The sequence below is a fragment of the Teichococcus oryzae genome, from assembly GCF_008386565.1.
Lineage (GTDB): Bacteria > Pseudomonadota > Alphaproteobacteria > Acetobacterales > Acetobacteraceae > Pseudoroseomonas > Pseudoroseomonas oryzae.
In genome coordinates this window covers 1-21933 of sequence record NZ_VUKA01000002.1, presented here as the reverse complement: position 1 = coordinate 21933, position 21933 = coordinate 1, and the positions used below count along the sequence as shown (strand labels likewise).

Genomic DNA, 21933 nt, shown 5'->3' with positions numbered 1-21933 from the left:
CCGGTCAGTCGGACAGGCTGAGCCGCGGCCGCGCCACGCGCAGCCCCGCCATGCCCAGCAGGTTCAGGCCGAGGATCCAGGCCAGCACATAGGGGATGTCGTAATACGGGTTGATCCGGTCGCCGAACATGGCCCAGCGGTTCAGCTCATGGATGCTGACCAGCGGGTTCCACAACAGGGCTTCCCGCGTTCCCTGCGGCAGCATGTCGAGCATGTAGAAGGGCGCAGAGATCGGCAGCAGCAGGTAGGTGAAGGGGTGCACCAGGTGCTCGACCCATTCCATCATCACCTGCGCCGAGCCGATCACCATGGCGAGACCATGCGCCAGCAGCGCGCTCATGAACCAGCCCGCCAGCAGCAGGGCCGGCTGGTGCGGCACCTCGTGGAAGACCACCATGCCCATCACGATGAACAGCAGGCACACCGTGAAGCAGACCAGCATCTCCATCAGGTTGCGGGCGATCATGGTGTCGAGCAGGGTGATGCGGTTGTGGAACAACAGCGAGATGTTGTTGGTGACCGCGCCCGAGCCGCGATTGACGATGGAGCGGAACATCAGGAAGGGCGTGTAGCCCAGCGCGTAGAACAGGAAGGTGGGCAGGCCGTTGGGCAGGTCCTTGCCGCTCAGCGAGTGCAGCAGGGAGATCATGGTGCCGAGGATCATCGGCTCGGCCATCAGCCAGACATAGCCGATCCGGCTGGTGCCGAACCGGGTCAGCATTTCCCGCATGAACAGGGCGCTGATCACCTGGATCTGCGCCCGGGCGCCGCCCATCGCCTCCCGGCGTGGGATCTCGATGCTCACGGCCGTCCCACGGCCCCGCCGCGCAACAGGCCACGCGCCGCGGCCCAGCCCGTGGCCGGATCCTCGCAATAAAGCGCCGGGCGCGCCGCCCGGTAGCCCACCGATAGTTCGCGGCATTCCCGGCCGCTGCCGGCATGATAGGCGCGCACCAGGCGGACGGTGACGGGTGCGGCGCCGGGCTGCGGCGAAACATCCTCGGCCTGGCCCGGCTGGGCCCGCGCCGCGAAGGCCGCGAGGGGGTCGGAGGGGCGGGCCGGGACGGCGGCCACCGCGGGGTTGGCGCCCGCACCCGGGCCGCCCTGGGCTGCACAACCGCTGAGGGTCATTACCAGGGAGATCACCATCAGGAATTGCGCAAGCGGCGCGATGCTCCGCGAAGGGAGATCGGTTTTCCCGCACACGCAGAGTTGCACACGCTCTTGCATGAGCGAAACCTAACCCACCACAACTCCGGTTGTAAAACGCGTCCTGAACGAAAGTTGAAATATCATTAAGAAGGTTCCTCATCCTGTGGCCGCTGGCGACGCCCGGACCATTGCGTTTCCGGGTGAAAATGCAGCCAGTTTCGCGCGTTTGGCGGCATTCTGGCCGGAATATTGTCTGGCTCCCGTCAAGCAAGCCGACATCCTGGCGATGCGGGTGGAGGGCACAACCGAATCGGACCGCGCGGGTGCATCCGTGCTCCGCTATGCAACCGGGCCCCTGCGCGCGCCAGCCTTCCGGGGGCGATGCCTGCCGGTCACCTTGCTGCCTTTGGCCGGCCTTTCCCCCGCCGATCCCGTTCCGGCGGCACGGGCCGCGGCGGTGGCGAAACAGGTCGCATCCCTCCGCATCGGAGGGGAGCCGGGCCTGCCGGAGCCATCCCCCGAAGCGCTGCGGCTGCCCCGGCGCCACGCCATCCTGGTGCTGGACCCCTGCCATCGCGCCCAGGCTGCCTCCGCGCGCGCGGCGCTGGCCTCGGCCCTGGAGCTGGCCGGGGGGCGGCCCGTGATCCTGGCGCGCGACCCCACGGCGCCGCCCGGCGCCCCGGCCCAGATCGCGCCCCCGCCCGGCGTGCACTGGCTGCCGGAAAGGCTGTCGCCCTGGGCCTTGCTGGACCTGGCCGAGGAGCTGCGCGGCGCTTCGGACGAGATGGCGTTGCTGGCCTCGGCCGCCGGGGTCAGCGTGGATGGGCGGCTTCCGGACCCGGTGCCCCGCTGGACGGCGCTGATCGGCGCCCTGCGCTGCGCCGACCCCTTTCTGGCCCGCCCCTGGCCGCTGGAGCGCGCGCTGGAACAGCTCGGCGAATGGCGGCGCGCCCAGGCGGAGAACCGCCGCGTCACCCTGTGCCTCGGCATGGCCTTCTGGAAGCGGCGCCGCGTGGCCGCGCTGTTCGCCCATGCCGGCGGCGCCCCCCGCTTCGCCCGCCATCCGGGTCGCGCGGTGGCGCAGGCCCGCCGCGCCGGCGGTGCCCTGGCCGTCTGGGCCAGCCGCGCCACGCCGGAACTGCGCGCCGATTGCCAACGCCAGGGCGTGACGCTGCTGACGGTGGAGGATGGCTTTGTCCGCTCGCGCGGGCTGGGCGCGCGGTTCCTGCCCGGCGCGGCCTATGCGGTGGATGATCGCGGCATCTATTACGACCCGGGCCGCGAAAGCGCGCTGGAGCACCTGCTGGCCACGGCCGAGTTCCCGCCTGCCCTGCTGGCCCGCGCCGCCGCCCTGCGGCGGGCGATCGTGGCGCGCGGCGTGACCAAGTACAACCTGCAAGGGCAGGCGCCGTCCATCGCCGCGCCCCCCGGCCGCCCGCGCCTGCTGGTGCCGGGGCAGGTGGAGGGGGATGCCTCGGTGCGCCTCGGCGGCGGCGCCATCCAGGACAACCTGGCGCTGCTGCAGGCCGTGCGCGCCGCCCATCCGGACGCTTTCCTGATCTACAAGCCGCATCCGGACCTTGAGGCCGGGTTCCGCCAGGGCCGGCTGGAAGCCCGGGCTCTGGCGGACCTGGCCGATCAGGTGGTGACCAGCGCGCCGCTGACCTCCCTGTTCCCGCAGATCGACGCGCTGCACACCCTGACCTCCCTGTCCGGCTTCGAGGCGCTGCTCCGGGGCGTGAGGGTGGTCACCTGGGGGCAGCCTTTTTATGCTGGCTGGGGCCTGACGGAGGACCGCAACCCGCCGCCCCGCCGTGGCCGGCGCCTCGGGCTGGATGAGCTGGTCGCCGCGTCGCTGATCCTGTTCCCGCGCCAGGTCGACCCGGTGACGGAGCTGCCCTGCCCGCCGGAGGTGATCCTGGAGCGGCTTGAAGACCCCGCCGCCTGGAAGCTTTCGCCCTTCACCCTGCACCGGGGCTTCGAGGGCTGGCTGCGCGGGGCGCTGTCCCGGCTGAGGGGGCTGCGGTGACGCGGCAATTCCGCTCGGTGGTGATCACCGGGGCCTCGCGCGGGCTGGGGGCGGCGCTGGCCCGGCGCTTCGCGGCGCCGGACGTCACGCTGGGCCTGATCGGCCGGGACCAGGCGGCGCTGGAGGCGGTGGCGGCGGATTGCGCCCGCCTCGGCGCCCGGCCGCGCATCGGCCCGTGCGACGTGCGGGATGCCGCCGCCATGGCCGGATTGCTGGCCGGGTGGGACGCCGCGGCGCCGGTGGACCTGGCCATCGCCAATGCCGGCATCGCCGCCGGCACGCGGCCGGATGGCGCGCCGGAGGGGATGGCGGCGGTGCGGGCGCAGATCGAGGTCAACCTGCTCGGCGCCCTCAACCTGATGGACCCGCTGCTGCCGGGCATGCGGGAACGGCGGCGGGGGCATGTCGGGCTGGTCGCCTCGCTCGCGGCGCTGCGGGGATTGCCGGACAGCCCCGGCTATTGCGCCAGCAAGGCGGGGCTCTGGGCCTATGGCGAGGCGATGCGGGCGGCGCTGGCGCCCGAGGGCGTCCGCGTGACGCTGGTGGCGCCGGGTTTCTTCGACAGCGCCATGGGGGATCGCTGGGTGGGGCCGCGTCCCTTCTCCATCAGCGCCGACGCGGCGGCGGCCAAGGTGGAGGCGGCGCTGCGCCGGGGGGCGCGGCAGCTCGCCTTTCCCTGGCCGCTGGCCTGGGCGCTGCGCCTGTCTCCCCTGGCGCCGGCCTGGGTGGTGGACCGCATTGTCGGGGGGATGGGCTTCCGGGTGAAGGCGGGGGATTGAAGGGGGAGGCCTGCCATGAGGGGCGCCGCCCCGCCGGGCCCTTCCCGCCAGGGCCTGCTACCTACAAGACGGACCTGACCGATCTTTGCCGCCTCAGGCCTCGTTGCGGGCCAGCCGAAGGCGCCGCCAGTTGCGCCAGGCAAGGCGTGCCAGAGCAGCACATCCGACAGCGGACAGCGGCACGAGCAAGGCTCGATCATCGCTCCAGTCGCCGATCGCAACGAGGGCCACCGTCCAGGCCGCCAGAAGCAGCGCCAGGACAATCATGAAGATGCACGCCACCAGCATCTTCCTTGTTGACCGTCCCTTGAACGCTTTCGGGTCAAAAGGGAATAACGGCCCTTTCCAATGGTGCCGCGCCACACGGCGCCCGCCAAGGCGGCGTATCTGCCGCAGGGAAAGGCCGGCCAGCACTGCCACAAGAACACCAAGGCCACCCAGAATGGTCAGCAAGCCAGGCTTCAGGAATGTTGTTGCGGTGCAGATCGGGATCAAAAGCAGCGGCTTCAGCATCGCGGCTGATTTTTCCTGGGCCAGATACCGGCGCACAACCATCTCGTCCGGCAATTCCGCCAGAAACAAGCCGGGCCAGAACGGCCAGTAGAGCCAGGCGCCCGGGCGCAGGGGCGAAGGCTGGAAGCGGGGCGACAAGTCGGTGTCGGTCGTCTTCATGGCGTCGCGAGAGATCCATCAGGCAACAACGATCATGCCGATTTTTCAACCAAAAGCATGTTTATCATGGCGGCTTATCCGCGCTTCCATGTCTTCCACCATTCCTGGCCATGCCCGTCCTCCGTCCCATCCGGCCGGGCCAGGCGATCGCGGCGCCTGGCCCATGGCGGCGCTTGATCCTTGATGGCCTGCCATGCTGCATGTCGGCGGCATGTTCATTCGTCCCGAGAATGCCACCGACAAGCAGCCGATCCGTTCCCTCGTGAGGGCGGCCTTTCAGGACGCGCCTCATGGCAGCGGCATGGAAGCCGACATCGTCGATGCCCTCCGAGCGGGCGGCGCCCTGACGCTTTCCCTTGTCGCGGTTGAGGGCGGTGCGGTCATGGGGCATGTCGCGTTCTCCCCGGTCATGATCGCCGGGAAGCTGTCCGACTGGTTTGGCCTCGGTCCCGTGGCTGTTGAGCACAGCCAGCGGCGGCGGGGCATCGGCCGGCTTCTGATCGAAGACGGGTTGAACCGGCTTCGGGCGCAGGGGGCGGGCGGATGCGTCGTGCTGGGTGACCCCGCCTATTACGCCCGCTTCGGCTTCGAACCGGACCCCGGCCTCACATTGGCCGGAGTTCCGGCGGAATATTTCCAGCGCCTTCGCCTGCGGGGAGATCAGCCGGCAGGCGAGGTCTTGTTCCATCCCGCCTTCGGCTCGGCCTGATATCCGCTTTCCGCCCATTCCAGCCACTCCCGGCTTGGTGGGCCGGGGGTGTCTGAGGGGGCGGACACCCCGCAAAAAAAAAGCGATCCCTTATTTCTTCTCGATGTTCCAGAACAGCATCACCGGCGCCGCCAGCATGCCGGACACATTGGTCCGCCGCGCATAGGGCTGGTCGTACTGACCCAGCACACGATAGGGCTGCACCTCCGCCAGCCGCTTGTGCAGCGCATCGGTCGCGAGCTTGCGGGCCGCCTCGTCCGGCGCGTCCACCACGGCGCCGCGCAGGTGCTCGGCCTCCTCGTCGCAGGGCCAGCCCGCCCAGGACTTGCCGCCGCAGGCCATGTTGGTGCCGATATTGGTGATGGGCGACTGCATGGTGGCGCCGGAGGCGGTGGTGACGAACAGGTTCCAGCCGCCATCGGCCACCGGGCCGCGATTCTGCTGCCGCGTCGTCACCGTGCCCCAGTCGGAGAATTGCAGGTCCACATTGAAGCCGACCTTCTTCAGCGCCTCCGCCGCCACCTCCGCCATGCGGCCGATCGGCGCGATGTCGTAGGAGGAGTTCAGCACGATCCGCTCGCCCTTGTAGCCGCTTTCGGCCAGCAGCCGCCGCGCGGTCTCCAGGTTCGGCTTCGCATAGGCTTCCGTGCCCGCCTCGGTGCCGTTTGGGCTGCCGCAGACGAAATAGGAATGGCAGCGCTTCCACCATTGCTCGTCGCCGAAGCCGGCGGCGAGGAAATCCCCCTGGTCCGTGGCATAGGCGAGGGCGAGCCGGGCGCGCGGGTCGTTGAAGGGCGGGTAAAGGTGGTTGGGCCGCAGCATGGCCTGGTTGGACAGGTTGGAATACCGCTCCACCTTCACGTCGCGGGAGCGGGCGACCACCGGCACCAGGTCCTGGCTGGGCTGTTCCCAGATGTCGATCTCGCCGGTCTGCAACGCGGCGGCGGCGGTGGCGGCATCGGGCATGATGATCCACTCGACGCGGTCCACCTTCACGACCCGGCCGCCGGCCAGACCGTCCGCCGGTTCCGGGCGCGGCACGTAATCCGGGTTGCGGTCATAGACGATGCGCGCGCCGCTGCGCCATTCGGCGCGGTTGAAGCGGAACGGGCCGCTGCCGATCACCTCCGTCACCGGGCGCATGGGATCGGTGCTGGCATCGCTTTCCCGCATAATCACCGGGATCTGCCCCACCGCCGAGCCGAGGGCGAAGGGCAGCATCGACATCGGCTTCCTCAGGCGGATGATGAAGCTGCGCTCATCCACCGCCTCCATCCCGTCGGCATATTCGGCGACCTTGCCGCCCACCGTGTCCCGCGCCATCCAGCGCTTGAGCGAGGCGATGACATCGCGGGAGGTCACCGGCTGGCCGTCATGGAATTTCAGCCCCGGCCGCAGGGTGAAGCTCCAGGAAAGCCCGTCCGGCGCGGTGGAGAAGCTGTCCACCATCTGCGGATGCGGCTGCAGCTTGGAATCCCAGGCGAACAGGGTTTCGTAGATCATCAGCCCGTGCATGCGGGTGATGACGATGGAGGCGAAGACCGGGTCCAGCGTCTTCAGGTCGGCATGCGGGGCGACGCGCAGCACGCGCTCCGGCGCGGTCGGGGTCTGGGCGGCGGCATCGGCCACGGGCGCGAGGCCATGCAGGGCGGCAGCGAGGAGCAGCCACCGGCGAACAGCTTTCATGGACAGGTTCCTTGTTGTTATCGGCGGAAGCGCAGGATGCGGGCGCGGTGGCTGGCCAGGCGCAGCGCCCCGTCTTCCAGCCAAAGGCAGGGCCGGTGCCGCCAGGGGCCATGGGTGAGCGAGGCCAGGGCCCGCCCGCCCGGAAGCGGCGTCAGGGTGGTTTCCGCACCCAGGCTGCCGGCCCAGGGGAAGCGGGCGCTGCCATCGGGGCGGATCAGCAGCTCCGCGCCCAGCAGGTCATCCCGCCATTGCCCCGCCAAGGCGGGGTCGGGCGCCAGCCCAGGAGGCACCGGCAGCAGGCGACGGGGCGCGCCGCCGATCCGCCCCTCCAGCGCGCCATCCGGCGCCACGCGCAGGCGCATCTCCAGATAGGCGGGCAGGGAGCGGAAGCCGCCATCCCCATCCGCCACCAGCGCCTCATGGCCGCCCATGACGCTGATGGCGCCCGGCGTCAGCTCCGCCCAGAAGGGACCTTCCGCGCTGGCGTAAAGGCCGGTGGGGTTGGCGGCGGGCTCCGGCATGGCCTCGCCCAGCAGCGCGGCCATGACGCGCAGCGCCGGCCACAGCGCCTCCTCCTCCCGGTTGGTGAGCAGCGCCACGCCCACCCCTTGCTCCGGCGCCAGCAGCAGGTGGTTGCGGTAGCCGGGCAGGGAGCCGCCATGCGCCAGCAGCCGCGTGCCGCCCAGCGCCGTTTCCACCAGCCCCAGCCGGTAGGCGGAGGGCGTGCCATCGGTGAAGGCGCGCGGCGCGGCAAGCCGCTCCAGCATGCCGGAAAGGGGACCACGCCCTGCCATCAGCGCGGCGGCCCAGCGCGCCAGCGCGTTGGCGCTGCCTGCCAGCCCGCCCGAGGCGGAGAAATGCATCCCGTAGCGTCCGCGCCGCCACGCCGCCCCATCCTGCCAGTAGCCGGTGGCGAGGCCGGGCACCGCTTCCGCCTCGTCCAGCGGAAAGGCGATGGGCAGGCCGAGCGGCTCCAGCAGGCGCTGCCGGAGCGCCGCCGGGTAGTCGGGCAGGATGCGCTGCGCCAGGCGCCAGCCGGAATTGGAATAAGCCATCTCCGTGCCGGGCGCGGCGCAAAGCCCCGGCAGGCGCCGCAGCAGGCCGAACACCGCCTCGGCGCCGAGGGATGCGGTGAAGGGCGCGCCCTGCTGCCACAGCAGCTCCATCGCATCCGGCACGGCGCCGGTCATGTCCAGGGCGCGGCCGAGCGGCAGCTCCGCCAGGGCGGCCGGCAGGCCGGGAAGCAGGGCGCCGAGCGGCGCTTCCATCGGCACGCCTTCCAGCAGCAGCGTCGCCGCCAGGAAGTGCTTGCTGATCGAGGCGTAGCGGTTGGGCGTATCGGGTGTGAAGGCCAGCCCGTGCTCCAGGCTGGCGAGGCCGCCCGCCACCGCCTGGACCGGCCCGCCGGAGTCGAACAGCACGATGGCCCCGCCCGGCCCGCCCGCCCATCCGGCGGCGATCTGCTGGGCGGTGGCGGTGGCGCGGGACCAGTTGTGCATCGGGGAATCCAGGCTGTGGGCGGGTCAGCTTACCGAAGCGCCATCCACGGTCGAGCCCATGCTGGCAGCTTCGTGCCGCAGCAGCCAGCGCTTGCGCTCCAGCCCGCCGCCATAGCCGGTGAGGGCGCCGTCATGGCCCACCAGCCGGTGGCACGGGATCGCGATGCTGACCGGGTTCAGCGCATTGGCCAAGCCGACGGCGCGGGCCGCGCGCGGCAGGCCGAGATCCGCGGCGACCCGGCCATAGCTGCGGGTCTGCCCGGCCGGAATGGCGCGCAGCGCCGCCCAGCAGCGTTGCTGGAACGGCGTCCCGCCCGGATCGAGGGGCCAGCCATCCAGCGCCTCCAGCGCCCCGTTGAAATAGGCGCGCAGGGCGGGGGCGAAGCCGGTCACGGCCTCCCGCAAAAGGAGGCTGGACCCGAAGCGGCGGCGCAGCAGCGGCAGCAACCGTTCTTCCGGTTCGTCGAACTCCAGCGCCAGGAGCGAGCGCCCATCGGACACCAGCAGCACCGGCCCGATGGGCGAGGCCACCCGCTCCAGGCCGAGGATCATTCGGCCAATTGCCGCAGCACGGCGTAAAGCGCCGATTTCCGCTCGAAACCGATGCCGGGCGTGTCATGCATGCGGATGCGGCTGTCCTGCACCGGCGTGTCGTCGGCGAAGCCGCCAAAGGGCGCGAACACCTCCGGATAGCTTTCATTGCCGCCAAGGCCGAGCCCGGTCGCGATGTTGAGCGCAAACTGGTGCCCGCCATGCGGCACGCAGCGGCGGGGCGACCAGCCATGGGCGGCCAGCATCTCCAGCGTGCGCAGATATTCCACCAGGCCGTAGGACAGGGCGGGGTCGAATTGCAGGATGTCGCGATCCGGCCGCAGCCCGCCATGGCGGATCAGGTTGCGCGCGTCCTGCACCGAGAACAGGTTCTCGCCGGTGGCGATGGGGCCGGCGTAATGCTCGGCCAGCGCCGCGTGGGTGCTGTAGTCCAGCGGGTCCAGCGGCTCCTCGTACCAGCGCAGCTTGTAGGGGGCGAGGGCGGCGGCATAGCTCAGCGCCGCGTGCAACCCGAAGCGGCCATTGACGTCCACGCAAAGGCGCGAGCCATCGCCGCCCAGCAGCGCCAGCACCGCCTCGATGCGCGCGACATCCTCCTTCAGCGCATCGCGCAGCGGCGTGCCGGGGGCGCCGCCGATCTTCATCTTCACCACCGAATAGCCCATGCCGAGATAGCGGCGCATTTCCTCGACCAGCTGATCGACGCCCTTGCCAGGGTAGTAGTAGCCGCCGGCGGCGTAGATCCAGGCGGTGTCATCGGCCTCGCCCTGGCGGTAGCGGTTGGCCAGCAGCTTCCACAGCGGCACGCCTTCCAGCTTCGCCGCGGCGTCCCACAGCGCCATGTCCAGCACGCCGACGGCGACCGAGCGTTCGCCATGCCCGCCCGGCTTCTCGTTCCGCATCATGGCGGCCCAGGCGCCGGCCGGGTTCAGCGTGCCCTCGGGCGTGGACAGCAGGGCTTCCGGCGCTTCCGCCAGGCGGGGGATGAAGCGCTCCCGCAGCAGGCCCGGCTGGGCGTAGCGGCCATTGGAGTTGAAGCCGAAGCCGGTGGCCGAGCGGCCATTCCCATCCTCCACCGTGACGGCGACGATGCTGGCCGTCATCTTGGAGAAGTCGATATAGGCGTTGGCGATGTCGCTGCTGATGGGCGCGACGGCTTCGCGGATCCGCGTGATGCGCATGGTGTGGGGCGTTTCCTTGTCTTGGCCGCCCGACATCCCGAATGGAAGCGGGCCAAGTCAAGCGGGAAGTCGCCCCCCACCGCTTGGCCTCCCACCTGGCATCCCCACCTGGCATCCCCACCCGGCACCCTGCCCGGCGGCGCGCATAATCGTTGTTGAAATGGAACGAATTGGCGTGGATGGTGCCGGGGAAGCGAGCCAGCGGGGGCCGGTGCCGTGAGGAAAGGGCTTGTGGCCGCGCGATGGGTGGCGGTCGCCATCCTGGCGATGGCGGGGCTGGGCTTCTGGTCCGGAAGGCAGGATTGGGGCTGGGCCGGCGTCAGCCTGGGGCTTGGCGGGCTGCTGATCGCCTGGCCCGGCATGCGCCTGGCGATCTGGCATGCGCGGGTTCCCTTCGCCTTCACCGTCACCGGCGTGGCCGCGCTCACCGTGCCGGAACAGGTGCGGCACATGATCGCCGGCACCGAAGGGGCCGTGCAGTTCATTCTGCTGGCCGCTGCCGTGTTCCTGCTGGGCGTGGTCTGCTGGTTCTGGGGCCGCTGGTCGCTCAACCTGGCCCGGGATGCGGCGCTGCTGCCTCCCGGTCCCGCCACGGGAAGGCGCAGGCCTGGCCATGAGCCGAGCCGGAGCTGGGCCTGGCTGCCGCGCCTCCTGGCCCTGGCCCCGGCCATCGCCGCCCTGATCGCCATCCTGTCCAGCCGCGACCTCATGCGGGACGGGCAATTGCTGGTGCTGGCCGCGCTGGTTCTTGGCGTGGCGGTGGCGCTGTTCGCCCTGGCCTGGCGGCGGAGGCGGCACGCGGGGCAGGTTCTGAAGCCGTCCCTGTGGAACCGCGTGATGCTGCATGACGAATTATGGCCCTGGACCGGCGGCCGGCCCTCGGGCTGGCGCGGCTGGGCGCGCCTCGCCTGGGCCAGCGCGCCGCTGACCCCCTGGGCCCCGGCGGTCCTGGCGCTGCTCACCCTGGCCGTGTCGGTGCTGGTCTGGACGGGGGCCGGGCCGATGCTGTGGTGGTCGCAGACGGTGGGGCCGCTGCCGAACGCCCTGGCCGGCATGAGCGGCCTGATGACCCTGCTGGCCCCCGCCGCCGGCCTGATGGCGGCGCAGCGCTGGCCGGCGCTGCTGCTGCTGGGCCTCTGGGTGGCGGGGTCGGCGGCTGCCAACATCAACACTGCCATCCGCGTATCCGGGGAAATGGCGAGGCCGCCGCAGCGGCCCAGCCTGGCGGAAGCGGCGCGGGAATGGCTCGAAAGCTGCGCCGAGCCGGCCACGGGCAACCGGGTGCGGGTGGTGCTGGCCGGCGCTTCGGGCGGGGCGTCGCGCGCGGCGCTCTGGTCCGCCGCGGTGCTGCGCGAGCTGGAGCAGCAGGGCGTGGACCCGGCGCGGCATCTTTTCGCGGTCAGCGGGGTATCCGGCGGGGCGCTGGGGGCGGCGGGCTATGTCGCCTCCCTGGCGGAGGCGGGGATCGGCTGCGGCACGCCGGCGGAAGGCGGGGCCGCGAAGCCCGCCCCCGCCCGCTTCGACAGGCTGCATCAGGCGCTGGGCGCCGATTTCCTGTCACCCACCCTGGCCGGGCTGTTCTCGGGCGATGCCATGTGGCGCATCCTGGGGCCGGTTTCCGCCGCGCTCACCTCGGCCGGGATCGTGCCGCTGGAGCGGACGCAATGGCTGGAGCGGAGCTGGGAAGGCGCCCTCGGGGAGCAGGGCATTCCCATGAACAGGGGCTTGGCCGCCAGCACCTTCGGCGCGGAGCATCCGTCGCGGCCGAGGCTGCCGCTCCTGTTCACCACCGGCACGCGGATCGAGGATGGGCGGCTGGTCCTGACGGCGCCGGTGGCCGATCCGCTGCGCGACGAGGCGGGGCAGCCACGGGATTGCGGGCGCCATGCGACGGGCTGCGCCGCCATTCCCGGCGCCGTGGACGCCATGCGCGCGCTGGGATCGGACCTGCCCTTCACCGTGGCGGTCAGCAACAGCGCCCGGTTCCCCTATGTGACGGCGCCCGGCCTGTTGCGTGGCCCCGATGCCGGGGCGCCGGATCAGGGGCAGGTGGTGGATGGCGGCTATGCCGACAATCTCGGCACCGGAGCCCTGGCGGCCGCCATCCGCGCGCTGGACGCCGCCCACCGGGACCTGCGCGTGACCGCCGGCCACCGGCTCCAGGGCACGACGCTGCATGTGTTCGTGGTGCAGGCCTGGAGCGATCCCGGCCGGGTGCTGAGGAATGCCGATGGCACGTCCAGGGTGCTGGTGCCGCGCTGCGGCGTCGCGGTTCCTGCGCCGACGCTGGTGGAGCCGCCTTCGCCGCTGGACTTCCTGCTGTCCCCCTTCGGGGCGCTGGTCAAGGTGCGGGGGGAAGCGTCGGTTTCCGGCGCCGCCTTTCTGCGGGAAGGCTTTTGCGGGCAGCAGGAAGGGCGGGACTATTTCGCCTTCACCCTCGGCCCGGATGCCGGCGGGAGGTCGGCTCCGCTCAACTGGGTCCTGCCCGAAGCCGCCCGCGGCAGCATCCTGGAAGCCGGGCTGGCCGGCTTTCCATGCTCAGGCAACCAGACGGAGCGCGCCCGCTTCCTGGCCGCGTGGAACGGCCAGGAAGCGCCGGAACCACGGCCGCCCGAGCCGGGCTGCGCCACCCCGCCCTGACGAAGCCTGGCTCAGATCGCCTTCTTCTCGCGCAGCGCCGCGATCTCCAGCTCGTCGAAGCCGAATTCGCGCAGCACCTCCTCGGTGTGCTCGCCGCGCGCCGGGGTGGGGCGGCGGGAAGGCTGCGCGCCGGCCAGCTGCATCGGCGGCCGCACCAGGGCGATGTCGCCTAGCACCGGATGCGGCACCGTCCAGGCCAGGCCGAGATGCTTCACCTGCTCGTCGGCGAAGACCTGGTCCATGGAGTAGACCGGGCCGCAGGGCACGCCGGCGGCGTTGAACTTCTTCACCCAGGTGGCGCCATCATCGGTTTCAAGCTTCGCCTGGAGCACCGCGTTGGTCTTGGCGCGGTTCTTCGAGCGCAGCTGGTCCGTGGCGAGGTCCGGGTCCTTCGCCTCCTCCTCGATCCCCAGCACCTCGACGATGCGGCGCCACATCTCGCCGCCGCCGCCGGCGATGTTGATGACGCCGTCCCGCGTCCTGAACAGGCCGGTGGGGATGGTGGTGGGGTGGTCGTTGCCGGCCTGCTTCGGCACCTCGCCCTTCATGGTCCAGCGCGTGGCCTGGAAGTCCATCATCGCCACCATGGCTTCCAGCAGGGAGGTGTGGACCCAGCGGCCGCGCCCCGTCTGCTCACGCTCCAGCAGCGCCACCAGGATGCCGATGGCGCAATAGAGGCCGGCGGTGAGGTCGGCCACCGGGATGCCGGCGCGCACCGGGCCCTGGCCGGGCAGGCCGGTCACGCTCATCAGCCCGCCCATGCCCTGGGCGATCTGGTCGAAGCCCGGGCGCTTGGCGTAGGGCCCGTCCTGGCCGAAGCCGGAGATCGAGCCGAGCACGATGCCGGGGTTGATCGCCGCCAGCGAATCGTAGTCGATGCCGAGCCGCGTCTTCACGTCGGGGCGGTAATTCTCCACCACCACATCGGCCTGGGCGACCATGCGCCGGAAGGTGGCGAGGCCCTCGGGCGATTTCAGGTTCAGGGTGATGCCACGCTTGTTGCGGTGGACGTTCTGGTAGTCGGGGCCCAGCGCGTCGCCACCCAGGCCCTTGCCGGTGTCGATCTCCTCCGGCGCCTCGATCTTGATGACATTGGCGCCCCAATCGGCCAGCTGGCGGACGCAGGTGGGGCCGGAGCGCACGCGCGTCAGGTCGAGCACGGTAAAGCGGGCAAGCGGCTGCATGGCCTGGATGATCCTCCTTCGGGGCAGGCCCCGGGGGCCCGCGCGCGGAGGATTTAAACGCCGCCGCCGCAAAGGAACACCCGTGCCATCTTCATACCCCGGGCCGTTGCTGTTCCATGGGCCATCGCTATCCCATGGGCCATCGCTATCCCATGGGATTGTCCGACAGGCGGGCGAAGGGGCCATAAAGGTCGCAAAGGTCGGTGGTCGCGCTCAGCCGCGCGTAACGCAGGGGGGAGGTGGGGGCGCCCGGCTGCACCGCCAGCAATTGCTGGCCCTGCTTGTCCAGGAACAGCCGGTGGCCGAAGCTGTCACCGCGATAGATGACGAAGATGTCCCGCGCCAGGGCGGCGCGGTCCCCGAGGTCGCTGATCGCCCAGCGGCGCCAGGCCACGGCCCATCCTTCCGGCGTGCGGTTCAGGACGCGGCGGTCGGTCTTCTCATGCCGGGCCAGGAAGTCGCGATGCGTTTCGGTCAGCCGCGCCAGCTCCCCCTGCAGCCGGGCGATGAGCGGGCCGACCCTGGGCGGCGCCTTGGGCGGCACCAGGTGGATGTCGCTGCCGCCATAGCCGGTGAAGCGGTTCTGGTTGTAGTCGGCCAGGGCCGAAGGGGCGCGCGGCCCTTCCGGCACGGGCATTGGCCGCGTTTGCGGCGGGGTCGGGGTCTTCCACATCGGGCGCATGGCCTCCGCATCTTGCCGGGCGAAGGCTGCCAGGGCCGGATGAAGGAAGAATGAACCCGTGGCCGACCGTGCTTCCTGGGAGCCGGAAAAATCGGCTCCCAGGAAGTGCGGCCCCAGGCAGCTTGCCCTTGGGAACGAGCCCCTGGGGGCCAGCGGAGGGAATTGGCCCGGGGAGCTAGCCCTGGGCGACGGTGTAGCCTTCCTCCTCCACCAGCGTCGCGACGCGCGGGCGCGGCAGGATGGTGGTGGCGCTGACCGTGCCGGCATTGAGGTCCACCACCACCTCCGCCTGCGGGTCCTCGGCCTTGATCGCCTCGGTCACGGCGCGGACGCAATGGGCGCAATCCATGCCCTCGACCTTCAGCAGCATGCTTTCGCTTTCGCTCACGGGGTTTTCTCCAGTTCGTTCAGGATGGGACAATCGGGGCGGCCATCGCCATGGCAATGCGCCGCCAGGTGGCGCAGCGAATGCGCCATGGCCTGCATGGCCTGCGCCTTGGCTTCCAGCGCGGCCACATGGTCGAGGGCGATGCGCCGCACATCGGCGCTGGCGCGGTTGCGGTCCCGCCACAGCGCCAGTAGGCGGCGCACATCCTCCAGCGGAAAGGCCAGCGCCCTCGCATGGCGGATGAAACGCAGCACCGCGAGATCGGCTTCGGCGTAATCGCGATAACCATTCGCCAGCCGCCGGGCCGTCACCAGCCCCTGCGTCTCGTAATGCCGGATCATCTTGGCGCTGAGGCCGGAGCGCCGCGCCGCCTCGCCGATGTTCATGCGCGCTCCTTCCAGCGGGAAAGCAGCAGGGCGTTGGACAGCACCGCCACCGAGGAAAACGCCATGGCCGCCCCCGCCAGCGCCGGCGACAACAGCCCGAAGGCGGCCAGCGGGATGCCCAGCGTGTTGAACCCGAAGGCCCAGGCCAGGTTCTGCCGGATCTTCGCGAGGGTCGCGCGGGTGATGCGCAAGGTCGCAGGAACCAGGGTGGGATCGGGCCGCAGCAGCGTCACATGCGCGGCGGCGATGGCGGCATCGGTGCCCGAGCCCATGGCGATGCCGAGATCGGCGGTGGCCAGCGCCGCCGCGTCGTTCACGCCATCCCCGACCATGGCCACCCGCGCGCCGCCCTGCTGCCAGGACGCCACCTGCGCCGCCTTGCCTTCCGGCAGCACCCCCGCCGCGATCTCCGCGATGCCGAGGGCGCGGCCCGTCGCTTCCGCCGCCGCCGGCGCATCGCCGGACAGCAGGGCGGCGCGCACGCCCTGCGCCCGCAGGGCGCGCACCGCTTCGGCCGCGCCCGCGCGCGGCGTGTCGGCGAAGGCCAGCAGGGCGAGGGGGCGCTGCGCCGCCGGATCGATCAGCCAGGACAGGGTGTGGCCCTGCGCCGCCGCGTCGCGCGCCGGTTCCTCCAGCGGGCCGGGAGCGGCGCCGCTTTCCCCCAGCAGGCGCTGGCTGCCGAGCAGCAGGCGGCGCCCCGCCACCACGCCTTCCACGCCGCGTCCGGGCAGGGCGCGGAAACGCTCCGCCGCCGCGACGCCCGCCCCGGCCTCGTCCAGCACGGCGCGGGCCAGCGGGTGCTCGCTGCCGGCCTGGAGCCGGGCGGCGGCGTGCAGGGCCTCCTCCCGCGTGGTGCCGGGGGCGGGGTGCAGGGCCACCAGATGCGGGCGGCCCTCGGTCAGCGTGCCGGTCTTGTCGAAGGCCACCAGGGTGATGTGGCCGGCACGCTCGATCGCCGCCGCGTCGCGGATCAGGATGCCGGCGCGCGCCGCCGCCCCGGTGCCGGCCATGATGGCGGCCGGGGTGGCGAGGCCGAGGGCGCAGGGGCAGGCGATCACCAGCACCGCCACGGCGTGCAGGATGGCCGCTTCCACCCCGCCGCCGGCCAGCAGCCAGCCCAGGAAGGCCACCGCCGCCACCGCCAGCACGGCGGGCACGAACACGGCGCTGACGCGGTCCACCAGCTTCTGCACCGGCGCGCGGCTGGCCTGCGCCGCCTGCACCAGCGCGGCCACCTGCGCCAGCCGCGTTTCGCCGCCCACGGCGGTGGCGCGGAACAGCAGGCGCCCATCCAGCGCCACCGTGCCGGTGGCGACGGTGTCGCCGGGATGCTTCTCCACCGCCCGGCTTTCGCCGGTCAGGGCGCTTTCATCGACGCCCGAGGCGCCATCCTCCACCACGCCATCGGCCGGGATGCGCTCCCCGGGCCGGACCACCAGCCGGTCGCCGATGCGCAGGGCGGCGGCGGGCACCTCCTGTTCCCGCCCCTCGGCGTCCAGGCGGCGGGCGGTGCGCGGGCGCAGCGCCAGCAGGGCGGCGATGGCGGCGCCGGTGGCGCGCTTGGCCCGCGCCTCCAGGAAGCGGCCCAGCAGCACAAAGGCGATCACCACCGCCGAGGCCTCGAAATACAGGTGCGGATCGCCCCGGAGCAGCAGCACGAGGGACAGGCCGAAGGCGGCACTGGTGCCGATGGCCACCAGCAGGTCCATGTTGCCGGTGCCGGCCCTGAGTGCCCGCCAGCCGGCGCGGTAGAAGCGCGCGCCCAGCCAGAATTGCAGCGGCGCCGCCAGCAGCGCCTGTGCCCAGCCGGGCGGCATCCAGTGCTGGCCGATCGCCATGCCAACCATGCCCAGCAGGAAGGGTGCGGCCAGCAGGAAGGCGATGAACAGTTCCAGGCGCTGGCGGCGATGGCCGCGATCGGGGGCGGCTTCCGCCTCTTCCCCCAGATCGGTGACGCTGTAGCCCGCCTTTTCCACCGCCGCCGCCAGCAGCGCCGGGTCGAGGCCGGACAGGACGCGCAGATGCGCCCGCTCGGTCGCCAGGTTCACCGAGGCCGCCAGCACGCCCGGAACCCGCTTCAGCGCCCGCTCCACCCGGCCCTGGCAGGAGGCGCAGGTCATGCCGCCGATGCCGATGTCCCGTTTCTCCTCCGCCAGACCGTAGCCGGCATGGCTGACGGCCTCGGCCAGGGCCGGCAGGGCGGCGCTGCCTTCCACGCTGGCCTGGTTGCTGGCGAGGTTGATGGAAGCGCCGCTGACCCCCGGCACCTTCCTCAGGGCACGCTCCACCCGGCCGGCGCAGGCGGCGCAGCTCATGCCGGTGATGGGCAGGGTCAGGCGGTCGGAAGGGGCGGGAAGATCGGGCATGGATCACCAGATGGGGGTTCCCATCATGGGAAGGTCAAGGGCGGCGATTGACGCTGCGCCCGGCGCGGAACACATGCTGCGCCATGGTCCGCACACGCTTCCGCTTTCCGTCCCGCCCCATGGCCGCGATCCTGCTCGGCTCGTTGCTCGCGCCTTCCTGGCCGGCGCCGCCGGCCCTGGCCCAGGCGCCCGCCGCCACCGCCCCCGCCGCGGAAGACCGGCGTGTCCAGCTCGCCAACCGGACCGGGCAGGAGGCGCGGGCGCTGCATGCCGTGCGCAGCGGCCGCGGCGACTGGGGCCGCAACCTGCTGCCCGGCCCGATGCCCACCGCCAAGGTCTTCGCCTTCCGCGCCGAAGCCGAGGCGGGCTGCCGCTTCGACCTGCGCCTGGTGATGGCGGACGGGCGGGAAGCGGTGCTGCGCAACCGCGACATCTGCGCCGCGCCGCGCATCGTGGTGGAGGAGGCCGACCTGCGCGCCGCCGCCAGCCGCCCGGCGCCGGGCGAGCCCAACCCGCGCGCCCGCGTGTCCTCCGGCACCGGCTTCGTGGTTGCCACGGACCGGGTGCTGACGAACCAGCATGTGGTGGGCGGCTGCGACCGCATCTTCATCCGCACCGCCAATGGCCGCACCCTGCCCGCCGTGCCGCCGGCCCGCGTCAATGCCGAGCTGGACCTCGCCCTGCTCGTTGTGCCGGGCGATCCGGGGGAGGTGCTGTCCTTCCGCGCCTCGCCCGAGGTGCGGCGCGGCGAGGGCGTCATCGCCTATGGCTTTCCCCTGCCGGGCCTGTTGTCCTCCGACCCCAAGCTGACGCGGGGAGAGGTCAACGGGTTGAACGGCCTGGGCAACAATCCCGGCCATTACCAGATCAGCGCCGAGGTGCAGCCGGGCAATTCCGGCGGCCCGCTGCTCGACCTGCGGGGCCATGTGGTCGGCGTGGTGGTCAGCAAGCTGCACGCCCAGAACATCGCCAAGCGCACCGGCGACATCCCGCAGAACGTCAATTTCGCGGTGAAGGGCACGGCGGCGCAGAACTTCCTGCGCCAGGCCGGCGTGTCCCCGCGCACCGAGCCCAGCACCGGCGCGGAGCTGGGCGGCGCCGATGTGGGCGACATCGCCAACCGGGGCACGGTGTTCATCCGCTGCGAACGCTGAGATCAGGAGGCCCGCATGGCCAAACCATCCGACAGCCCCGCCCTGCGCGCCCTGGCCTGGGCGGAGCAGGGCGCCTTCGACCCGGCGCATGAGATCGTGCAGAATTGCGAGGGCGACCCGGCCTGTGACTGGGTGCATGCGCATCTGCATCGCTGGGAAGGCGACCTGGCCAACGCCGCCTATTGGTACCGCCGCGCCGGCCGGCCGGTGGCGGGCGGCGATCTGGTGGCGGAGCGTGCGGCGATCCGCGCCGCGCTGGAAGGGCGCCAGGGCTGAGCGGTCGGCTCAGCCCCGCAGCCGCGCCTCCGCCGCGTGGAGATCTTCCGGTGTGTTGCAGTTGAAGAAGGGGTCCTGGGGCTGGTCCGGCCATTCGGCCATGGCGAGGCCCAGAGGCTCCGCCCAGCGACGGATGCCGCCCTCGCCGCGCGCCAGGGCGGCGCGGAGCGATTCCCGCAGCGCCACCGGCCATAGCGCCACCGGGGGGTGCGGCTGGCCGCCCGAGCGGGCGCAGGCGATCGGCATTCCTGCCGCCATACGGGCGGCGTGCAGCCCTTCCACCAGGTCGGCGGGGATAAAGGGGGTGTCGCCGGGCACGGTGACCACCCAGGGAAGGTCGGGGCAATGCGCCGCCGCCCAGTCCAGCGCCGCCAGGATGCCGCTGAGCGGCCCTTGCGAGGGCGGCGAATCCGGCACCACCGCGTCCCGCCAGCCGGCGAAGCGGGCGGGCGGGCCGTTGGCGTTCAGCAGCAAGGCGGCCACCTGCGGCCGCAGCGCCGCCGCCACATGGTCCAGCAGGGTGCGCCTGCCCAGCAGGCGCAGCGGCTTGTCGCCGCCGCCCATGCGCAGACCCTGGCCGCCGGCCAGGATGGCGCCCAGCGTCCGGTTCCGCCATTCCGGTCCCTCCGGTGCTGCCCCGTCCATGATGCGTTCCATTCCAGCCGCTTAAGGCGTGGCCCCGGCCACCGGCAAGCCCGGCCGGGCCGTCAGGCGCGCAGCGCGGGGCCGAAGGCTTCCTGGTGGGTGGCTCGCACCACGGAAGCGAACAAGCGCAGCGCATCCGGCCCACCGCGATCGAGGAGGGCGCCATCCTCCATCTCGCGCGCCAGGATCTCGGCATGGGAGGCAAGGGTTTCGGCGGCCCGGCGCAGGGCCTCCTGCGACAGCACGAGCTGCTGGGGCTCGGAGAAATCGGCCCAAAGCCGGGGCGAGGATGACATGCGGAAACGTCCTGCGATGCGGCCATCCTGGCGCCGGGAGGTGAGCGGCTGGACTATTCGCCCCCCGCCTTAAGCGGCGGTGAACGCCGGTGCCGCGTTGGGGACGCGGCACCGGAGGCGGGCCGGCTCAGCCATCGCGCGCCAGCTCGTACAAGGCGATGGCGGCGGCCACCGAGACGTTGAGGCTTTCCATGGCGTCGCGCATCGGCAGGCGCACCAGCTCGTCGCAGGTTTCGCGTTGCAGGCGGCGCAGCCCGGTGTCCTCGGCGCCGAGCACCAGCGCCACGGGGCGGTCCCGCGGCTTGGCCTGCGCCAGCTCCGCCTTGGCTTCCCCGGCCAGGCCCATCACCCAGTAGCCGCGCTTCTGCAGGGTCTGAATGGTGCGGGCCAGGTTCACCTCCCGCGCCACGGGCACGATGTCCAGCGCGCCGGCGGCGGCGCGCGCCATGGCGCCGGTTTCCGGCGGGGCGTTGCGGTCCTGCATCACTACCGCCGCCGCGCCGAAGGCGGCGGCCGAGCGGAGGATGGCGCCGACATTGCGGGGGTCCGTCACCTGGTCCAGCAGCAGCACGGTGCCGCGGGAAGCGTCCAGCGCGTCCTCCAGATCGACCGGCGGCAGCGGCTCGGCCAGCAGGGCGGCGCCCTGATGGACCGCGTCCTCCGTCAGGAAGGTCTGGAAGCGGCCGCGCTCCACCCGCTCGGGCTGGAGGCGCCAGGGCTTCGGCAGATGCGCCAGCAGGTTCTGCTCGGCTTCCGCCGTCAGCAGCAGGCGGCGGAGGCGGCGGCGCGGATTGGCCAGGGCCGCCGCCACGGCGTGCAGCCCGTAGAGCCACAGCGTGTTGGCCTCGGGCTTCTCGCGCCGGGGCGCGTCCGGCGCGCCGGGGGCGGCGGCATGGGGTGCGGCGTGCGGCGCCGCCGGGTGCGCCGGGGCGCGGCCGGGGCGCGGCTTGCCGTTGAACGGGCGGCGCGGGCCGGCGCCGGCGGGCGCGGCCTCATCGGAATGGGAACGGGACGGGGGACGGCGCGGGCCTTCCGGCCGGCGGGGCGGTCGAGACATGGACGCATCCTGCGGATCGGCGCGCCATGTGCAAGCATCCAGCGCCGCATGGAAGCCCTGCTTTGGGCCATATCGTGCCGGATCGGCGGGATTCTCGCCTCCGGCGGCGTGGGGTGCGTTGACAGGATGCCCGGAAACGGGATAGAGCGCGGCGCTCCCGCCGGCCGGGGACAGTGCGGAGGGGTGCCCGAGTGGCTAAAGGGGACGGACTGTAAATCCGTTGGCTTGCGCCTACGTTGGTTCGAATCCAACCCCCTCCATACCGGCCCGCCCATGACCCATGGGTCGTGATGCGGCCGGGACCATCTCTTTCCCCGGTTGGATGGCGCCACGGTGCGCGGCCTGTTTTTCAGGGCCGCGCGCGGTGCGGGTGTAGCTCAATGGTAGAGCCCCAGCCTTCCAAGCTGGTTGTGCGGGTTCGATTCCCGTCACCCGCTCCAAGAGCCTGGAAGCGCCATGGGGGCGATGCCATGGGCAGATGGTGCGCCGGATATCGGCGCTGGACCGACAGGGTGACCGATAAATGGCGAAAGCTAAGTTTGAGCGGAACAAGCCGCACTGCAACATTGGCACGATCGGGCATGTGGACCATGGCAAGAC

21 protein-coding genes and 2 tRNA genes are annotated in these 21933 nt (G+C 72.0%); 8 read left to right on the top strand and 15 right to left on the bottom strand.

The features are described from left to right. Positions 1–4: 4 nt before the first annotated feature. Together F0Q34_RS06195 and F0Q34_RS06190 are read right to left on the bottom strand one after the other, a co-directional pair. Complete coding sequence (locus tag F0Q34_RS06195; protein WP_241665358.1) at positions 5–805, bottom strand: ABC transporter permease; 801 nt, start codon at positions 803–805, stop codon at positions 5–7. After that, positions 802–1149: a DVU3141 family protein gene (locus F0Q34_RS06190; protein ID WP_161600783.1), complete on the bottom strand. Its 348-nt coding sequence runs from the start codon at positions 1147–1149 to the stop codon at positions 802–804. The genes F0Q34_RS06195 and F0Q34_RS06190 overlap by 4 nt, the downstream gene beginning before the upstream one ends. Positions 1150–1483: 334 nt before the next feature. Here F0Q34_RS06190 and F0Q34_RS06185 point away from each other — a divergent pair, with 334 nt between their 5' ends. Then, positions 1484–3181 carry a capsular polysaccharide export protein, LipB/KpsS family gene (locus F0Q34_RS06185; protein WP_149811315.1) on the top strand — a complete coding sequence of 566 codons (1698 nt, stop codon included), beginning with the start codon at positions 1484–1486 and terminating at the stop codon, positions 3179–3181. Further along, positions 3178–3960, top strand: coding sequence for an SDR family NAD(P)-dependent oxidoreductase (locus tag F0Q34_RS06180; protein WP_149811314.1), 783 nt, complete (start codon positions 3178–3180; stop codon positions 3958–3960). Before F0Q34_RS06185 ends, F0Q34_RS06180 begins: the two co-directional genes overlap by 4 nt. Before the next feature lie 93 nt (positions 3961–4053). On the opposite strand, the gene F0Q34_RS06175 is transcribed toward F0Q34_RS06180, so the two are convergent. Continuing rightward, entirely contained in the window at positions 4054–4632 is a 579-nt protein-coding gene (locus F0Q34_RS06175; protein WP_149811313.1) for a hypothetical protein, read from the bottom strand. A 193-nt stretch (positions 4633–4825) separates the two neighbouring features. Between F0Q34_RS06175 and F0Q34_RS06170 the strand changes: the two genes are divergently transcribed. Continuing rightward, positions 4826–5341, top strand: a complete 516-nt coding sequence (locus tag F0Q34_RS06170) for a GNAT family N-acetyltransferase (protein ID WP_241665357.1) — start codon at positions 4826–4828, stop codon at positions 5339–5341. Between the two features lie 90 nt (positions 5342–5431). Here F0Q34_RS06170 and F0Q34_RS06165 read toward each other — a convergent pair whose 3' ends face one another. From F0Q34_RS06165 to F0Q34_RS06150, 4 genes are read right to left on the bottom strand one after another with little or no spacing between them, the layout of a single operon-like run. Beyond that, positions 5432–7027: an ABC transporter substrate-binding protein gene (locus F0Q34_RS06165; RefSeq protein WP_149811312.1), complete on the bottom strand. Its 1596-nt coding sequence runs from the start codon at positions 7025–7027 to the stop codon at positions 5432–5434. Between the two features lie 17 nt (positions 7028–7044). Then, complete coding sequence (locus F0Q34_RS06160) at positions 7045–8526, bottom strand: serine hydrolase (protein ID WP_149811311.1); 1482 nt, start codon at positions 8524–8526, stop codon at positions 7045–7047. A gap of 24 nt (positions 8527–8550) precedes the next feature. Further along, on the bottom strand, positions 8551–9078 hold the full coding sequence (locus tag F0Q34_RS22490) for a methylated-DNA--[protein]-cysteine S-methyltransferase (protein ID WP_149811310.1): 528 nt from the start codon (positions 9076–9078) through the stop codon (positions 8551–8553). Next, positions 9075–10259 carry an enolase C-terminal domain-like protein gene (locus F0Q34_RS06150; protein WP_149811309.1) on the bottom strand — a complete coding sequence of 395 codons (1185 nt, stop codon included), beginning with the start codon at positions 10257–10259 and terminating at the stop codon, positions 9075–9077. Before F0Q34_RS06150 ends, F0Q34_RS22490 begins: the two co-directional genes overlap by 4 nt. Positions 10260–10490: 231 nt before the next feature. Between F0Q34_RS06150 and F0Q34_RS06145 the strand changes: the two genes are divergently transcribed. After that, positions 10491–12899, top strand: coding sequence for a hypothetical protein (locus F0Q34_RS06145; RefSeq protein WP_149811308.1), 2409 nt, complete (start codon positions 10491–10493; stop codon positions 12897–12899). 11 nt (positions 12900–12910) lie between these two features. Here F0Q34_RS06145 and F0Q34_RS06140 read toward each other — a convergent pair whose 3' ends face one another. The 5 genes from F0Q34_RS06140 to F0Q34_RS06120 all read right to left on the bottom strand — a co-directional run bounded on the left by F0Q34_RS06140 (position 12911) and on the right by F0Q34_RS06120 (position 17905). After that, positions 12911–14083: a CaiB/BaiF CoA transferase family protein gene (locus F0Q34_RS06140; RefSeq protein ID WP_149811307.1), complete on the bottom strand. Its 1173-nt coding sequence runs from the start codon at positions 14081–14083 to the stop codon at positions 12911–12913. 145 nt (positions 14084–14228) lie between these two features. After that, positions 14229–14765, bottom strand: coding sequence for a hypothetical protein (locus tag F0Q34_RS06135; RefSeq protein ID WP_149811306.1), 537 nt, complete (start codon positions 14763–14765; stop codon positions 14229–14231). 175 nt (positions 14766–14940) lie between these two features. Next, positions 14941–15153, bottom strand: coding sequence for a heavy-metal-associated domain-containing protein (locus F0Q34_RS06130; RefSeq protein ID WP_241665356.1), 213 nt, complete (start codon positions 15151–15153; stop codon positions 14941–14943). Next, positions 15150–15539: a Cu(I)-responsive transcriptional regulator gene (cueR, locus tag F0Q34_RS06125; protein WP_149811305.1), complete on the bottom strand. Its 390-nt coding sequence runs from the start codon at positions 15537–15539 to the stop codon at positions 15150–15152. Before cueR ends, F0Q34_RS06130 begins: the two co-directional genes overlap by 4 nt. Then, positions 15536–17905 carry a heavy metal translocating P-type ATPase gene (locus F0Q34_RS06120; RefSeq protein ID WP_149811304.1) on the bottom strand — a complete coding sequence of 790 codons (2370 nt, stop codon included), beginning with the start codon at positions 17903–17905 and terminating at the stop codon, positions 15536–15538. The genes cueR and F0Q34_RS06120 overlap by 4 nt, the downstream gene beginning before the upstream one ends. A gap of 83 nt (positions 17906–17988) precedes the next feature. Between F0Q34_RS06120 and F0Q34_RS06115 the strand changes: the two genes are divergently transcribed. Together F0Q34_RS06115 and F0Q34_RS06110 are read left to right on the top strand one after the other, a co-directional pair. Next, positions 17989–19059 carry a trypsin-like peptidase domain-containing protein gene (locus tag F0Q34_RS06115; RefSeq protein ID WP_241665355.1) on the top strand — a complete coding sequence of 357 codons (1071 nt, stop codon included), beginning with the start codon at positions 17989–17991 and terminating at the stop codon, positions 19057–19059. A 15-nt stretch (positions 19060–19074) separates the two neighbouring features. After that, complete coding sequence (locus F0Q34_RS06110; protein ID WP_149811303.1) at positions 19075–19335, top strand: hypothetical protein; 261 nt, start codon at positions 19075–19077, stop codon at positions 19333–19335. A gap of 9 nt (positions 19336–19344) precedes the next feature. On the opposite strand, the gene mobA is transcribed toward F0Q34_RS06110, so the two are convergent. From mobA to rlmB, 3 genes are all read right to left on the bottom strand, one after another. After that, entirely contained in the window at positions 19345–19980 is a 636-nt protein-coding gene (gene mobA / locus F0Q34_RS06105) for a molybdenum cofactor guanylyltransferase MobA (RefSeq protein WP_149811302.1), read from the bottom strand. A gap of 62 nt (positions 19981–20042) precedes the next feature. Then, entirely contained in the window at positions 20043–20276 is a 234-nt protein-coding gene (locus F0Q34_RS06100; protein ID WP_149811301.1) for a hypothetical protein, read from the bottom strand. A gap of 127 nt (positions 20277–20403) precedes the next feature. Next, the gene (gene rlmB / locus F0Q34_RS06095) at positions 20404–21333 is read right to left on the bottom strand and encodes a 23S rRNA (guanosine(2251)-2'-O)-methyltransferase RlmB (RefSeq protein WP_306419380.1); all 930 of its coding nucleotides are present in this window, start codon (positions 21331–21333) and stop codon (positions 20404–20406) included. Between the two features lie 177 nt (positions 21334–21510). Between rlmB and F0Q34_RS06090 the strand changes: the two genes are divergently transcribed. Beyond that, positions 21511–21593, top strand: a tRNA-Tyr gene (locus tag F0Q34_RS06090). Positions 21594–21699: 106 nt separating this feature from the next. After that, positions 21700–21773 (top strand) — tRNA-Gly (locus tag F0Q34_RS06085). Positions 21774–21933 lie beyond the last annotated feature (160 nt).

What these genes read in the sequence shown, in the direction of transcription:
- F0Q34_RS06175 (WP_149811313.1), bottom strand. Translation starts at nt 4,632, where the DNA reads ATGAAGACGACCGACACCGACTTGTCGCCCCGCTTCCAGCCTTCGCCC.
- F0Q34_RS06190 (WP_161600783.1), bottom strand. Translation starts at nt 1,149, where the DNA reads ATGGTGATCTCCCTGGTAATGACCCTCAGCGGTTGTGCAGCCCAGGGC.
- F0Q34_RS06135 (WP_149811306.1), bottom strand. Translation starts at nt 14,765, where the DNA reads ATGCGCCCGATGTGGAAGACCCCGACCCCGCCGCAAACGCGGCCAATG.
- F0Q34_RS06170 (WP_241665357.1), top strand. Translation starts at nt 4,826, where the DNA reads ATGCTGCATGTCGGCGGCATGTTCATTCGTCCCGAGAATGCCACCGAC.
- F0Q34_RS06100 (WP_149811301.1), bottom strand. Translation starts at nt 20,276, where the DNA reads ATGTCATCCTCGCCCCGGCTTTGGGCCGATTTCTCCGAGCCCCAGCAG.
- F0Q34_RS06115 (WP_241665355.1), top strand. Translation starts at nt 17,989, where the DNA reads ATGGTCCGCACACGCTTCCGCTTTCCGTCCCGCCCCATGGCCGCGATC.
- cueR (WP_149811305.1), bottom strand. Translation starts at nt 15,539, where the DNA reads ATGAACATCGGCGAGGCGGCGCGGCGCTCCGGCCTCAGCGCCAAGATG.
- F0Q34_RS06120 (WP_149811304.1), bottom strand. Translation starts at nt 17,905, where the DNA reads ATGCCCGATCTTCCCGCCCCTTCCGACCGCCTGACCCTGCCCATCACC.
- F0Q34_RS06140 (WP_149811307.1), bottom strand. Translation starts at nt 14,083, where the DNA reads ATGCAGCCGCTTGCCCGCTTTACCGTGCTCGACCTGACGCGCGTGCGC.
- F0Q34_RS22490 (WP_149811310.1), bottom strand. Translation starts at nt 9,078, where the DNA reads ATGATCCTCGGCCTGGAGCGGGTGGCCTCGCCCATCGGGCCGGTGCTG.
- F0Q34_RS06110 (WP_149811303.1), top strand. Translation starts at nt 19,075, where the DNA reads ATGGCCAAACCATCCGACAGCCCCGCCCTGCGCGCCCTGGCCTGGGCG.
- F0Q34_RS06165 (WP_149811312.1), bottom strand. Translation starts at nt 7,027, where the DNA reads ATGAAAGCTGTTCGCCGGTGGCTGCTCCTCGCTGCCGCCCTGCATGGC.
- F0Q34_RS06160 (WP_149811311.1), bottom strand. Translation starts at nt 8,526, where the DNA reads ATGCACAACTGGTCCCGCGCCACCGCCACCGCCCAGCAGATCGCCGCC.
- mobA (WP_149811302.1), bottom strand. Translation starts at nt 19,980, where the DNA reads ATGGACGGGGCAGCACCGGAGGGACCGGAATGGCGGAACCGGACGCTG.
- rlmB (WP_306419380.1), bottom strand. Translation starts at nt 21,333, where the DNA reads ATGTCTCGACCGCCCCGCCGGCCGGAAGGCCCGCGCCGTCCCCCGTCC.
- F0Q34_RS06150 (WP_149811309.1), bottom strand. Translation starts at nt 10,259, where the DNA reads ATGCGCATCACGCGGATCCGCGAAGCCGTCGCGCCCATCAGCAGCGAC.